Source organism: Bacteroides sp. BFG-606 (assembly GCF_024788145.1).
Classification (GTDB): domain Bacteria; phylum Bacteroidota; class Bacteroidia; order Bacteroidales; family Bacteroidaceae; genus Bacteroides; species Bacteroides vicugnae.
The window spans coordinates 1,562,798-1,578,126 of the sequence record NZ_JANUIL010000001.1 but is presented as its reverse complement, the minus strand read 5'-3'; the positions used below and the strand labels follow the sequence as shown (position 1 = coordinate 1,578,126).

Annotated in this window: 8 protein-coding genes; 7 read left to right on the top strand and 1 reads right to left on the bottom strand. The window is 43.0% G+C overall.

The genetic code is table 11. The annotated features are described in order from the left end of the window. The first annotated feature begins 427 nt into the window (after positions 1-427). The 5 genes from NXV01_RS05600 (at position 428) to lpxA (ending at position 10,529) form a co-directional block, all read left to right on the top strand. A complete protein-coding gene (locus NXV01_RS05600; RefSeq protein ID WP_234131673.1) occupies positions 428-3,535 on the top strand; it encodes a glycoside hydrolase family 2 TIM barrel-domain containing protein in 3,108 nt (1,035 codons plus the stop codon). A 181-nt stretch (positions 3,536-3,716) separates the two neighbouring features. Continuing rightward, positions 3,717-4,892: an efflux RND transporter periplasmic adaptor subunit gene (locus tag NXV01_RS05595; protein WP_195648963.1), complete on the top strand. Its 1,176-nt coding sequence runs from the start codon at positions 3,717-3,719 to the stop codon at positions 4,890-4,892. 16 nt (positions 4,893-4,908) lie between these two features. After that, a complete protein-coding gene (locus NXV01_RS05590) occupies positions 4,909-8,337 on the top strand; it encodes an efflux RND transporter permease subunit (protein ID WP_074558191.1) in 3,429 nt (1,142 codons plus the stop codon). Between the two features lie 11 nt (positions 8,338-8,348). Then, entirely contained in the window at positions 8,349-9,740 is a 1,392-nt protein-coding gene (locus NXV01_RS05585; protein ID WP_148365496.1) for an efflux transporter outer membrane subunit, read from the top strand. Positions 9,741-9,758: 18 nt separating this feature from the next. Beyond that, the gene (lpxA, locus tag NXV01_RS05580; RefSeq protein WP_148365495.1) at positions 9,759-10,529 is read left to right on the top strand and encodes an acyl-ACP--UDP-N-acetylglucosamine O-acyltransferase; all 771 of its coding nucleotides are present in this window, start codon (positions 9,759-9,761) and stop codon (positions 10,527-10,529) included. A 133-nt stretch (positions 10,530-10,662) separates the two neighbouring features. Here lpxA and NXV01_RS05575 read toward each other — a convergent pair whose 3' ends face one another. Next, complete coding sequence (locus NXV01_RS05575; RefSeq protein WP_148365494.1) at positions 10,663-11,304, bottom strand: carbohydrate-binding family 9-like protein; 642 nt, start codon at positions 11,302-11,304, stop codon at positions 10,663-10,665. Between the two features lie 187 nt (positions 11,305-11,491). Here NXV01_RS05575 and NXV01_RS05570 point away from each other — a divergent pair, with 187 nt between their 5' ends. After that, positions 11,492-12,502, top strand: a complete 1,011-nt coding sequence (locus tag NXV01_RS05570) for a LacI family DNA-binding transcriptional regulator (protein ID WP_259021878.1) — start codon at positions 11,492-11,494, stop codon at positions 12,500-12,502. A 125-nt stretch (positions 12,503-12,627) separates the two neighbouring features. Beyond that, positions 12,628-15,264, top strand: a complete 2,637-nt coding sequence (locus NXV01_RS05565; RefSeq protein ID WP_195649791.1) for a family 78 glycoside hydrolase catalytic domain — start codon at positions 12,628-12,630, stop codon at positions 15,262-15,264. The last annotated feature ends 65 nt before the right edge of the window (positions 15,265-15,329 follow it).

The following is a 15,329-nucleotide window of genomic DNA, read 5'->3' as shown; positions in this document are numbered from 1 at the left end:
ATTTAAGAATTTGAAATAGGTTTGTTAAAAACACTTGTCGCAAATTAAGTGAATATGACAGTTTTTAAGATACAGTTATCATACTAAAAAGATATAAAATAGTACATAACAAGAAATGTAAAGCTTTAAATCTAGCTGTATTATCCATAATATCAGGGCATCACACTAGAGAAATACAGCCTATTCATCGTTTCTTATTGATTTTACCATACTCGAAAAGTCGTTTTCAAAAAGTTAATTTACCAAGTTCTTCTCTCATCGTAAATCTATACCAACTCCACATATCATTATCAGCCTTCATTGGATAGTTCATAAATAAATTAAAATTGAACTATTGCCATACCTAATTAGACTTATTATTCTCCTTCATTAATCAAATTATTCCCTATCTTTGACTCCCGAAATTCAAACCTAATACAAAAAACCCATGAAGAAACAACTACTCTCTTGCTGCTTGGCTGCATTGGGACTGACAGCAATTCAAGCACAAAGCTTCAATGAGTGGAAAGACCCGGAAGTGAATTCCGTAAACCGCTCCGCCATGCACGCTAATTACTTTGCTTACGCATCGGCTGATGAAGCTAAAGCCGGCATCAAAGAAAATTCAACGAATTTCATGACCCTGAACGGTCCTTGGAAATTCAACTGGGTGAGACATGCAGATGCACGCCCGACTGACTTCTATCAAACTAATTTCAACGACAAAGGTTGGGACGACCTTCAGGTGCCCGGCGTTTGGGAATTGAACGGTTACGGTGATCCTATCTACGTCAACGTAGGATATGCATGGAGAAGCCAATTCAAAAACAATCCTCCGCAGGTGCCGACAGAAAACAATCATGTAGGCTCTTACCGCAAAGAAATTATCCTTCCCGCCGACTGGAAAGGCAAAGAGATTTTTGCACATTTCGGCTCGGTAACTTCCAATATGTACCTTTGGGTGAACGGACGCTACGTAGGATATAGCGAAGACAGTAAACTGGAAGCTGAATTCAACCTGACCAACTATCTGAAACCGGGTAAAAACGTGATCGCTTTCCAGGTATTCCGCTGGTGCGACGGCAGTTATCTGGAAGATCAGGACTTCTTCCGCTACTCCGGCGTAGGACGTGACTGTTATCTCTACGCACGCGACAAAAAATACATTCAGGACATTCGTATCACTCCCGATCTGGACAGCCAATATAAAGACGGTATGCTGAATATAGCCGTTGACCTGAAAGGAAGCGGCACAGTAGCTTTAAACTTGACAGATACTCAAGGCAACAGTGTAGCGACTGCCGACTTGAAGGGTTCGGGCAAATTAAATACAACCTTGTCTGTCTCTAATCCGGCTAAATGGACTGCCGAGACACCTAACCTCTACACGCTGACCGCTACACTGAAAAACGGCAATAATGTAGTAGAAGTAATCCCCGTTAAAGTAGGTTTCCGCAAGATTGAGCTGAAAGGCGGACAGATACTCGTAAACGGACAACCGGTACTCTTCAAAGGAGCCGACCGTCACGAAATGGACCCGGACGGTGGTTATGTCGTTTCTCTCGAACGTATGCTACAGGATATCAAAGTGATGAAAGAACTGAACATCAACGCTGTGCGTACCTGCCATTATCCGGACGACAACCGTTGGTATGACCTTTGTGACCAATATGGTCTGTATGTAGTGGCCGAGGCCAATGTAGAATCTCACGGAATGGGTTACGGCGATCAGACACTGGCAAAGAACCCGAGTTATGCCAAAGCTCACATGGAACGTAACCAACGCAATGTACAACGCGGATACAACCATCCGTCTATCATCTTCTGGTCACTGGGTAACGAAGCCGGCATGGGACCGAACTTTGAGAAATGCTACACTTGGATCAAGAACGAAGACAAGACGCGTGCCGTACAATACGAACAGGCAGGAACCAGCGAATTCACCGATATTTTCTGCCCAATGTATTATGACTACAACGCTTGTATCAAATATAGTGAAGGTAATATCCAGAAACCGTTAATCCAATGCGAATATGCACACGCAATGGGTAATTCGGAAGGCGGATTCAAAGAATACTGGGACATCATCCGTAAATATCCGAAATATCAGGGTGGATTTATTTGGGACTTCGTAGATCAATCCTGCCACTGGAAAAATAAAGACGGAGTGAGTATCTATGGTTATGGCGGCGATTTCAACAAATACGACGCTTCGGACAATAACTTCAACGACAACGGCTTAATCAGCCCCGACCGCGTGCCTAATCCACATGCTTATGAAGTTGCTTATTTCTATCAGGATATATGGACTACTCCTGCGGATCTTGCCAAAGGTGAAATCAATATTTTCAATGAGAACTTCTTCCGCGACCTCTCTGCATACTATATGGAATGGCAATTACTGGCAAACGGGGAAGTAGTGCAAACAGGCATCGTGCCCGACCTGAAAGTTGCACCCCAGCAAACCGTCAAAGTGCAAATTCCGTTTGACGTGAAGAATATCTGCCCTTGCAAGGAATTATTGCTCAATGTGAGCTACAAACTGAAAGCTGCCGAAACACTGCTGCCGGCAGGAACGACTATCGCTTACGACCAGTTAAGCATCCGCGACTACAAAGCACCGGAACTGAAACTGGAAAACCAACAGGCTTCCAACGTTCCGGTTATCGTACCCGATATTTTGGATAACGACCGCAATTACCTGATCGTGAAAGGTGAGAACTTCTCCATGGATTTCAACAAACAGGACGGTTACCTCTGCCGTTACGACGTCAACGGTATGCAAATGATGGAAGACGGCAGCGCACTGACTCCTAACTTCTGGCGTGCCCCGACCGACAATGATTTCGGAGCCGGACTGCAACACAAATACGCTGCATGGAAGAACCCGGAACTGAAACTGACTTCTCTGAAACACGCGATTGAAAACGATCAGGCAGTGGTTCGTGCTGAATATGACATGAAGTCGATAGGTGGAACATTGTCGCTGACTTATACCATTAATAATAAAGGTGCAGTGAAGGTTACTCAAAAGATGGTGGCAGACAAGAGCAAGAAGGTTTCTGAAATGTTCCGCTTCGGTATGCAAATGCGTATGCCTGTCAACTTCAACGAGGTAGAATACTACGGCCGTGGTCCGGGAGAGAACTATGCCGACCGTAACCACGGAGCCATGTTGGGCAAATACCGCCAAACGGTAGAAGAACAATTCTATCCTTACATCCGCCCGCAGGAAACCGGAACAAAAACGGACATCCGTTGGTGGAGACTTCTGAATATCAGCGGCAACGGACTACAATTCGTATCGGATGCTCCTTTCTCTGCTTCTGCACTGAATTATACCATCGAATCATTGGATGACGGTGACGGTAAAGACCAGCGTCACTCACCGGAAGTAGAAAAGGCGGACTTCACCAATTTCTGTATCGACAAGGCGCAAGCAGGTCTTGCCTGTGTCAACAGTTGGGGAGCTATACCACTGGAAAAATACCGTCTTCCTTACCAAGATTATGAGTTAAGTTTTATTATGACTCCTGTATATCATAAACTAAAGTAAAAAACATAGTTAAAAAACACGGTATCAGAGAACAAGAATACCGAATTTAAAGTACTTTTGCAGCCGGAAACTAATTTGCCTAAATTAGTTTCCGGCTTTTCTTCCTTAAAACCCTTGACTATATGAATGAACAGCACACTGGGAACAAACGCATTAAATTAAAAAACAGATATTTATAAGTATGAAAAGTAGAATTGTTTTATTTGCATTTTGCGTAGCCCTCTTGTCTAGTTGTGGCAATAAGGGCAATGGAACAGGAAAGGTTCCTGAATATGCAGTACAAGAGTTACAAAAGACGACTGCCCATTTAACAACTGCCTATCCGGCTACAATCAAAGGTAAACAAGACGTAGAAATCCGTCCGCAGGTATCGGGTTTCATCACGAAACTATGCGTGGATGAAGGAGCAACTGTCCGTAAGGGACAAGTATTGTTCATTGTTGATCCTACACAATACGAAGCTGCAGTGCGCACAGCAAAAGCTGCCGTTGCTACAGCCGAAGCTGCTGTCAGCACTCAACAAATGACGGTAGACAATAAGCGTGAGCTTAACAAGAAGAACATCATCAGTGACTACGACTTGTCAATGGCAGAAAATACGCTGGCGCAATCACAGGCACAACTGGCACAAGCAAAAGCACAGCTTACCACTGCACAGCAGAATCTCTCTTTCACCCAAGTGAAGAGTCCTTCTGACGGTGTAATCAACGATATTCCGTATCGTCTGGGAGCATTGGTAAGCCCTTCCATCTCTACTCCGATGACTACTGTTTCTGAAATTGATGAAGTATATGTATATTTCTCCATGACAGAAAAAGAGCTGTTGGCCATGACTAAAACCGGAGGTACTATCAAAGAAGAAATCAGCAAAATTCCAGCTATCAAATTGCAGCTGATCGACGGTACAGAGTACAGCATCGAGGGTAAAGTAGACGCAATTACAGGAGTGATCGACCAGTCAACCGGTTCGGTAAGTATGCGTGCCCTTTTCCCGAACAAAGAACACATCTTACGCAGTGGCGGAACAGCAAACGTACTGATTCCTTACACGATGGAAAATGTGATTACGATACCGCAATCAGCAACAGTAGAAATTCAGGATAAGAAGTTCGTTTACGTTTTGCAACCGGATAACACGGTGAAATATACAGAAATCAAGATCTTCAATCTAGACAACGGAAAAGAATATCTCGTAACTTCAGGTCTGAATCCTGGAGATAAAATTGTAATCGAAGGCGTGCAGAGTCTGAAAGATGGCCAGAGCATACAGCCTATCACACCTGCTCAAAAAGAAGCGAACTATCAACAGCATTTGAAAGACCAGCACGATGGTAATTTAGCTACAGCTTTCAATTAATAATTTAGATAATCGTATGAAGTTAGATAAATTTATTAACCGTCCGGTACTATCAACGGTTATTTCTATTTTGATAGTCATTCTGGGTGCTATCGGACTGGCAACACTGCCAATCACCCAGTATCCGGACATTGCGCCTCCTACCGTATCGGTAAGGGCCACTTATACGGGTGCCAGCGCGTCAACCGTATTGAATTCCGTGATTGCCCCGCTAGAGGAACAAATCAATGGTGTGGAAAATATGATGTATATGACCTCCAACGCATCCAACACCGGTGCAGGTGATATATCCATCTATTTTAAACAGGGAACAGACCCGGATATGGCTGCCGTTAACGTGCAGAACCGTGTTTCTATGGCACAGGGATTACTGCCTGCCGAAGTAACCAAAGTCGGTGTGACAACTCAGAAACGCCAGACTTCCATGCTAGTGGTGTTCTCTCTTTACGACGAAAGTGATACATATACAGAATCATTTATCGAAAACTATGCTAAGATCAACCTGATTCCGCAAGTTCAGCGTGTACCGGGTGTGGGTGATGCCTCTGTGATGGGACAGGACTACTCTATGCGTATCTGGCTACGTCCGGACGTAATGGCGCAATACAAGCTGGTTCCGGGCGACGTATCCGCAGCCTTGGCAGAACAGAACGTGGAAGCTGCTCCGGGACAATTCGGTGAACGCAGCAACCAGACTTTCCAATATACCATCCGCTACAAAGGACGTCTGCAACAACCGGAGGAATTCGAAAATATCGTCATCAAATCTTTGCCCGACGGTGAAGTGCTTCGCCTGAACGATATTGCAGAAATCCAACTGGACCGTTTGGGATACAACTTTACCAACCGTGTAAACGGACATAAGGCTGTAACCTGTATCGTTTATCAGATGGCAGGAACAAATGCGACACAAACCATCAGCGACATTCAGGTGTTGCTGGATGAAGCGTCCAAATCACTGCCTGCCGGTTTGAAGATAAACGTATCCATGAATGCCAACGACTTCTTGTTCGCTTCTATCCATGAGGTATTGAAAACATTGATCGAGGCATTTATCCTGGTATTTATCGTAGTATATATCTTCCTGCAGGACTTACGTTCTACATTGATTCCGACCATCGCCATCCCGGTAGCTCTTATCGGTACATTCTTTATCCTGTCCTTAGTAGGATTCAGTTTGAACTTGCTGACGTTATGTGCGCTTGTACTCGCCATCGCCATTGTGGTCGATGACGCCATTGTGGTCGTCGAGGGTGTACACGCCAAGCTAGACCAAGGCTATACTTCCGCCCGTCTGGCTTCCATCGACGCAATGAACGAATTGGGCGGTGCTATCGTATCCATTACACTGGTCATGATGGCCGTATTTATCCCGGTAAGTTTCATGGGTGGAACGGCGGGAACATTCTATCGCCAATTTGGTATGACTATGGCCATCGCCATCGGTCTGTCCGCTCTGAACGCTTTGACATTAAGCCCCGCCTTGTGTGCCGTTCTTCTGAAACCGCACAAGCAGGAAGGTTCCGAAGAAGTTCCTCCATTGAAGGAGCGTATGAAAACAGCCTACAAGACGGCTCATACAACAATGATAAACAGATATACCGAAGCAATCGGAAAGATGTTGCATCCGGGAATCACACTCACATTCACACTTGTTGCCATTCTCGGTATGATTTTCGGATTCTTCAGTATCAATCCGGTGATTACCGCCATCCTCATACTTCTTAGTATTTTGGCACTAATCGGAATGAGCACGAATAAATTCAAGAACAGATTCAACGATACCTATGAATCTATCCTGAAACGATATAAAAAGCACGTACTGTTCTTCATCCAGAAGAAATGGTTGTCCATGGGGTTGGTCGTTGCTTCTATTGTATTGCTTATGTTCTTCATGAACACCACTCCGACAGGTATGGTGCCCAACGAAGATACCGGTACACTGATGGGAGCTGTGACTTTGCCGCCGGGCACGTCACAAGACCGCTCGGAAGAGATTCTGGCACGTGTAGACAGCCTGATTGCCGCTGATCCGGCCGTATCTTCGCGCACATTGATTTCCGGTTTCAGTTTCATCGGTGGACAGGGACCGTCCTACGGTTCTTTCATCATCAAACTGAAAGATTGGGATGAACGTTCGATGATACAAAACTCTGACGTTGTGGTGGGGTCCTTATATATGCGTGCACAGAAGATCATCAAGGAAGCACAGGTGTTGTTCTTTGCTCCGCCGATGATCCCGGGTTATTCAGCATCTACGGATATTGAGGTGAATATGCAGGATAAGACGGGCGGTGACTTGAACAAGTTCTTCGATGTAGTCAACGACTATACCGCCGCACTGGAAGCCCGCCCTGAAATCAATTCTGCCAAAACAACGTTCAACCCGAACTTCCCGCAATATATGATTGATATTGACGCGGCAGCTTGTAAGAAGGCAGGCATCAGCCCGAGCGACATCCTTACCACTATGCAAGGATATTATGGTGGTCTGTATGCATCCAACTTCAACCGTTTTGGTAAGATGTATCGTGTAATGATTCAGTCGGACCCGTTATCACGTAAGAATCTGGAATCTTTGAAGAATATCAAGGTTCGTAACAGTGCCGGTGAAATGGCTCCTATCTCTCAATTCATTACGATTGATAAAGTGTATGGCCCGGATATCATCAGCCGCTTCAACCTTTACACTTCCATGAAAGTGATGGTGGCTCCTGCCAGTGGTTATACATCCGGACAGGCATTGGCTGCGCTGGCAGAAGTAGCCAAGCAGAATCTTCCGACCGGTTACACCTACGAGTTGGGTGGTATGGCGCGTGAAGAAGCTCAGAGCAGTGGAAGCGCTACCGGATTGATTTTCATCCTCTGCTTCGTATTCGTTTATCTGTTGCTGAGTGCACAATACGAAAGTTACATACTTCCGTTAGCCGTATTATTGTCCGTTCCGTTCGGTCTGCTAGGCAGCTTCCTGTTTGTGAACGGAGTAAGTGCTATCGGTAATATCTCGATGTTGAAGATGATTCTGGGGACAATGTCCAACAATATCTATATGCAGATTGCGTTGATCATGTTGATGGGTCTGTTGGCGAAAAATGCCATCCTGATTGTAGAGTTCGCCCTTGACCGCCGCAAGATGGGTATGAGTATCACATGGGCAGCCGTATTGGGCGCCGGTGCCCGTCTCCGCCCGATCCTGATGACATCATTGGCAATGGTAGTCGGATTGCTTCCGTTGATGTTTGCCTTTGGTGTAGGTGCTCACGGTAACCGTACACTGGGTACTGCTTCTATCGGTGGTATGTTGATCGGTATGATTTGCCAGATTTTCATCGTTCCTGCCTTGTTCGTAATCTTCCAATATCTGCAAGAGAAAGTAAAACCGATGGAATGGGAAGATATTGACAATACAGATGCTGTAACAGAGATTGAACAATACGCTAAATAATGAAATTCGATATGAAGAAACAGATTCTATATATGTTGTGTGCAACTGCTCTCTTGAGCAGCTGCCACATCTATAAGTCGTATGACAGACCCGAAGATATCACCACTTCCGGCCTGTATCGCGATCCGGTAGCGAATAATGATACACTGGTTTCGGATACAGCCAACTTCGGTAATCTGCCGTGGAGAGAAGTCTTCACCGACCCGCAACTCCAGTCTCTCATCGAAGCGGGACTGAAACAAAACACTGACCTCTTGTCGGCCGCTCAGAATGTGAAAGCAGCAGAAGCATCCCTGATGTCTGCACGTCTGGCTTATGCTCCGTCACTGGGGTTATCACCGCAAGGAACAATCAGTAGTTTTGATAAAAACGCAGCAACAAAAACGTACTCATTGCCCGTTACAGCTAGCTGGCAGATCGACTTGTTCGGTCAGTTGCTCAACTCCAAACGAAATGCACAAGTTACTCTGAAGCAAGTGAAAGCTTACCGTCAGGCTGTGCAGACACAGGTTGTCTCCAACATCGCCAATATGTATTATACATTAATGATGTTAGACCGCCAGCTGGAAATAACCAAAGCCACAGCTGAAATTCTGAAACAGAATGCCGAAACAATGGAAGCGATGAAAAACTCTGCTATGTACAATATCAATTCGGCCGGTGTAGAACAGAGCAAGGCTGCTTACGCGCAGGTACTTGCCACTATTCCGGACATTGAACAAAGCATACGTGAGACGGAAAATGCCCTGTCTACTTTCTTGGGCGAAGCTCCGCACGCCATCAAACGTGGCGTATTGGAGGCACAAGTACTTCCGACGGAACTTTCCGCAGGTGTACCTATCCAGTTGCTATCCAACCGTCCGGACGTAAAAGCTGCTGAAATGTCATTGGCAAGCTGCTATTACAATACTAATTCGGCACGTGCCGCATTCTATCCGCAAATCACGCTTAGCGGCTCTGCCGGATGGACCAACAGTGCCGGTAGCGCAATTATCAATCCGGGAAAGCTGTTGGCTTCCGCCATTGGTTCACTTACGCAGCCTCTATTCTACCGGGGACAGAACATTGCCCGGCTGAAAGCAGCGAAAGCACAGGAGGAACAAGCTAAACTATCCTTCCAACAAACACTTCTGAATGCCGGAAGTGAGGTCAGCAATGCGCTAAGTTTATACCAAAAGACCAGTGAAAAAGTAGAATCACGCCAAATGCAGGTAGAATCTGCAAAGAAAGCTTCGGAAGATACAAAAGAATTGTTTAACTTAGGGACCTCAACCTATCTGGAAGTACTGTCAGCACAACAGTCTTACCTGAGTGCACAAATCTCTCAGGTTTCCGATTGCTTTGATCAGATGCAGGCCGTAGTAAGCCTTTACCAGGCATTGGGTGGTGGAAGAGAAGAATAACTTTAAACATATACTATTATGATTAGTCCGTTAGCTTATGTAGACCCTGAAGCAAAGTTAGGCAAGAACGTAACAGTCCAGCCTTTTGCCTACATTGAAAAGAATGTGGAAATCGGAGATGACTGTGTCATCATGTCCTACGCCAGTATCCTGAAAGGTACTAGAATGGGAAAAGGAAACAAGGTACATCAGAACGCTGTTTTGGGAGCGGAACCGCAAGATTTCCACTATACAGGAGAAGACAGTAGCCTGATTATCGGTGACAACAACGATATTCGTGAGAATGTAGTAATCAGCCGCGCTACGTTTGCCGGTAATGCTACCAAAATTGGAAACGGAAACTACCTGATGGATAAAGTACATCTCTGCCATGATGTACAAATCAGCAATAACTGTGTAGTAGGTATAGGTACTACCATCGCAGGAGAATGTACGTTAGATGACTGCGTTATTCTAAGCGGTAATGTAACCCTGCACCAATATTGTCACATAGGTAGCTGGACACTGGTACAAAGTGGGTGCCGTATATCCAAGGATGTACCTCCCTATGTTATTATGTCCGGAAATCCTGTAGCATATCACGGTGTGAACGCAGTAGTTCTTTCCCAACATCACAATACATCAGAAAGAATCCTCCGCCACATCGCCAATGCATACCGTTTGATTTATCAGGGTAATTTCAGTGTTCAGGATGCTGTACAAAAGATTGTCGATCAGGTTCCTATGAGTGAAGAGATCGAGAACATTGTAAATTTCGTAAAGAGCTCGGAAAGAGGGATTGTGAAATAGACAAAAGAACTTACTATAAAGAAAGGGTGATGCTCAAAGAAAAGCGTCACCCTTCTTATTTTATAAATGGATGACGCTTTTATAGGTAGATGATGCTCTGGTGATTTATCTTTCAATCCAGAGATTCAATTCATTATTCAAATTCCAAAGTACCGAAGAAATCAGGACGGTGAAAATCCGGCTGTTGAATCTCTATCGGATTCCATGAAAGGAAATGAGGAGTCTGCAATTCATCTCCACACTTATAGAAATTAGCTTTTATCTCCTTTTCATCAAGCGAATCGATCTGATGCTTAAAGAACACAGAATACGGAATAATAAGAGCCACTTCCCAATCCGTTTCACCGATACGTTCTGCAAAAGGCTGATTACCCAAACTAGACCAGCGTTGTACAAGAGCAGTCACTTCTTTCGGTGCATGTTCCCGGTTGTTACGGACAGGACCTGCACCCACCAAGATCGTTCCGATGCAATTGCATTCTATATTATAATAGATCCCGTCACCTGCTGGTATAGAAAAGAATTCCACGCAGGAGTCAGTCCATACAGAACCATTATCCTCCCCGTACTTGGCACGCACACTCTCCTCTTTCACTTTAAAATGTAGTAAAATTGAGTTCTGTGTGTGAGCAATTCGAAAATTCACTTTAGGTTTGTAAGGATATTCAGCCCAATTGACACACTGGATCGGCTGAAAATCTATTTTCTCTTCATCGAATAATTTAGGAAGCGAACAAGCCTCCACGTTAGCCGCACTAATTTTCTTTACTTTCATATATCTTTCGTTTGAATGATACAAATATAGTTACTTTCTTTGGTTTACGCCTTATTTCCATGTTATTTTTAAACTGCAAATTATCCTATCATATTGCAATTATTAGTTAAATATATATCAAATATTATATAATGAGATATTTTTTTATATATTTGCCGTCACTTAACCGATTAAACAAATACTATTTATGAAAACATCCCTTAAAGACATAGCAGAAACCTTAAAATTATCCAAGACTACAGTCTCTTGGATACTTTCTGGTAAAGGGGATGAAAAAGGCATTAGTCTCGCTACACAGGAAAAAGTCTTTCAATGTGCCAAGCAACTGAATTACCAACCAAACTTATTGGCCAGAAGTCTGAATACAGGCATATCAGGCACTATCGGACTAATTATACCAGACATTACAGACTCTTTCTATTCCAAAGTTGCCCGTTCTATAGAAATGGAAGCAGAAGCACAAGGCTATTCATTAATGATTTGTAGTTCTGAATCAGAAATAGAAAGAGAAAACAGGATGATTCGATTGTTCAAAGCGAAACAAGTGGACGGGATTATAGTAGCCCCCACAAAAGTTTCCAAAATTGAAATACAGAATCTAGTCAAAGAAGGCTATCCTCTAGTCTTATTCGACCGCTACTTTCCCGAAATGCAGACAAACTATATCATTATTGACAACGAAGGAAGCAGCTACGAACTGGTTAAAAGAATGATTGACAATGGAGCATCCAAGATAGCTATTATCACGACTAATCCCCATCTCCGCACAATGAATATGAGGCGAGAAGGATATGCCAGAGCTTTAATCGAGGCCAATCTACCCGTTGATCCTGATTTATACGGAGAAGTGACTTTTGTGGATTATGAAGAGAATGTTTTCAAGGCACTGGATCAGATCTTCGGCAAAGTACCTGATGTAGATGGTTTCTTTTTCACAACACACATTCTAGCTTTGGAAGCATTCCGCTACTTTTATGAAAAAGGAATCAATATAAATAATGGATATGAACTAGCTTGTATTCATGGAGTATCCGCATTCCGTGTCTTAGCCCCCAATATGAACATTGCAAGGATGCCAATAGAAGAGATTGGGAAAAATGCAGTAAGGATTCTACTTGGCGATATTAAGTATCGCCTTGAAAATTCCAATGGCAAGAAAGAAGTAGAAACACTTGTCCTGCCGTGTTCATTACCTTAATCGTCATTTTATATTTTTTCCCTGATTACTTAACCGGTTTAGTAAAAATAAATAATGATATTAAATTAACAGATGTAACAAAAGAGAAAAACACTCCTTGATTATTAACAAAAAGAAACAGGATTATGAAGTTCCAAACTAAAAATGAAAAATACATGCTGGCTCTATTAGGACTACTAGTATGGGCATGTAACAGCAACAATATTGATATTGAAAATATGCGATGTGAATACCAAGTCGCTCCGCTCGGTATTGATTCACCAGCCCCGCGTTTTACCTGGAATTACACAACCAATAATAAAAATGGAAAAGAGTTTTCTCAAGACAGTTATCAGCTATATATAGCCACTCGGGAACAAGACTTGGGAAAAACATCCGATAATAGCTGGCAATCTGACACAATTTACTCTAATACTCCTCATGCGATCTATCAAGGATCAGAAAAACTAAAAACCAGAACTCGTTATTATTGGCAAGTAATAGCATGGGATAAAACAAAGAGACATAAGATTACCTCTCCGATATCCAGTTTTGAAACAGCTCAACTCAATCAAAGTGACTGGACAGGAGCATGGATTACTGATAATCATGATAAAGATTATATGCCAGCACCCATGTTGCGCAAGTCATTTATCGCTCAAGATGAGATACAGCAAGCAAGATTATATGTAAGTGCCGCTGCATACTATAAAATGACATTGAATGGTGAATCAGTAACATCTTCACATCTCAATCCGGGTTTCACTCATTATGATAAAAGAAATCTGTATAACACATACGATGTAACTCCCCTACTGCTTAAAGGAGAAAACGTACTATCTGCAGTGCTTGGAAACGGATTTTATAATGAAGCAGCTCCTGTAGCAACATGGAGCTATGAGCAAGCCCGCTGGCGTAACCGCTCAAGAATGATCTGCGAAATGGAGATATTATATAAAAATGGAGAAAAGCAAACTATCCACTCAGATTCTACTTGGAAAGCGACTACCGGTCCTTATATACAAAACAATATTTATAGTGGCGATACGTATGATGCGCGTCTTGCAATTGCCGGATGGAATAAACCGGGTTTTGATGACTCTAAATGGACAAATGCAATTCAGGTAGCTGCCCCTTCTCCCCTACTAGTATCACAAAACATGCCTGCCATTGAAACGGAACAATTTATCACTCCAATCAATATGCGTTCTTTTGGTGATACAGTCTATGTATACGATTTTGGAGTTAATATGTCAGGCGTCTGTACTCTTTCTGTTAATGGCGAGAAAGGCACTAAAGTCAGTATGCAACACGGCGAATTGCTAAAAAATAACGGACGCTTGGAAATGCGCAACTTAGATATTTACTACAAACCACTACCTGGCCTCGCTTTTCAAACAGACACTTATATATTGGACGGAAAACAAGGTACATTCACTCCAGATTTTACATACCATGGATTTCAATATGTAGAAGTTCGTTCAGACCGTCCTGTGAAACTTACCAAAGAGAGCTTAACCGCACAATTCATACATACGGCTGTTCCTCCTGTTGGCAAATTCAGTTGTTCAAATGAACTATTAAATAAAATATGGAAAGCTGCTAATCAATCATACTTATCAAATCTGATGAGTATCCCGACTGACTGTCCCCAACGAGAGAAAAATGGATGGACTGCCGATGCACACATAACAATGGATTTAGGATTATTAAACTTCGATGGCATTACTTTCTATGAAAAATGGCTGGATGATATGATTGATAATCAAAATGAAGAAGGACGTATATCGGGAATCATTCCGAGTTCCGGATGGGGCTATGACGACTGGATAGGTCCTGTATGGGATGCTGCCATGTTTATCGTACCTATGGCAATTTACCACTATTATGGAGATACAAGAAGCATCGAGAAACTATGGCCTGTATGTACTAAATACCTTAATTACCTTGCAGGACGCGAAGATGTGGAAGGAACTGTAACTTACGGAATTGGTGACTGGGTATTCCATAAGACACAAACCCCTACAGAATTCACCACTACCTGTTATTATTATTTAGACAATCTGTATATGGCTAAATTTGCAGAGCTCATAGGAAAAGATGGCAGTAGTTATACAAAGAAAGCAGAAGAATTGAAATTGCTTATCAATCACAAATACTTCGATACATCCAAAGCTATTTATGCCAATGGATCGCAAGCGGCACAAGGAGTCGCCTTATACCTTGGAATCGTTCCTAAAGAATACGAACAGCAGGTTGCAGATAATCTTTCTACAATGATAAAAGCCAATAATAATCTGCTCGATTTTGGAGTTTTAGGCAGTAAAACAGTCCTGCGGATGCTTTCCAAATATGGATATGCTGACTTAGCATACCAGATGGCCACACAAGAAGAAGCTCCATCTTGGGGTAACTGGATAAAACAAGGTTTCACTACACTGGCAGAAACATGGATACTTTCACCGGAGTTTAGAGACGCCTCTGTAAATCACATGTTTCTTGGAGACATTAATGCATGGATGTACAATGTATTGGCAGGCATTAATTATGATGAACAGGAACCCGGATTCAAACATATTCTTATCCAACCTCATTTCGTAAAAGGTCTTGACTGGGTAAAAGCCGAATATAAATCTGTAAATGGAATCATCCGTTCTGAATGGGAACGTAAAGAAGAACAGGTGATTCTCAAAGTCACGATCCCAGTCAATACGAATGCAACAATAGAATGTAATGGTAGAAAGATAGATTTAGGGTCAGGAGAACATCAACTCACGTTTTAATGGAAATAAAAGAAAGGAGGTTTTAATACAGATATACACAAAGAAGTAAAAATGAGACCGTTATG

What these genes read in the sequence shown, in the direction of transcription:
- NXV01_RS05585 (WP_148365496.1), top strand. Translation starts at nt 8,349, where the DNA reads ATGAAGAAACAGATTCTATATATGTTGTGTGCAACTGCTCTCTTGAGC.
- NXV01_RS05595 (WP_195648963.1), top strand. Translation starts at nt 3,717, where the DNA reads ATGAAAAGTAGAATTGTTTTATTTGCATTTTGCGTAGCCCTCTTGTCT.
- NXV01_RS05590 (WP_074558191.1), top strand. Translation starts at nt 4,909, where the DNA reads ATGAAGTTAGATAAATTTATTAACCGTCCGGTACTATCAACGGTTATT.
- NXV01_RS05570 (WP_259021878.1), top strand. Translation starts at nt 11,492, where the DNA reads ATGAAAACATCCCTTAAAGACATAGCAGAAACCTTAAAATTATCCAAG.
- lpxA (WP_148365495.1), top strand. Translation starts at nt 9,759, where the DNA reads ATGATTAGTCCGTTAGCTTATGTAGACCCTGAAGCAAAGTTAGGCAAG.
- NXV01_RS05565 (WP_195649791.1), top strand. Translation starts at nt 12,628, where the DNA reads ATGAAGTTCCAAACTAAAAATGAAAAATACATGCTGGCTCTATTAGGA.
- NXV01_RS05600 (WP_234131673.1), top strand. Translation starts at nt 428, where the DNA reads ATGAAGAAACAACTACTCTCTTGCTGCTTGGCTGCATTGGGACTGACA.
- NXV01_RS05575 (WP_148365494.1), bottom strand. Translation starts at nt 11,304, where the DNA reads ATGAAAGTAAAGAAAATTAGTGCGGCTAACGTGGAGGCTTGTTCGCTT.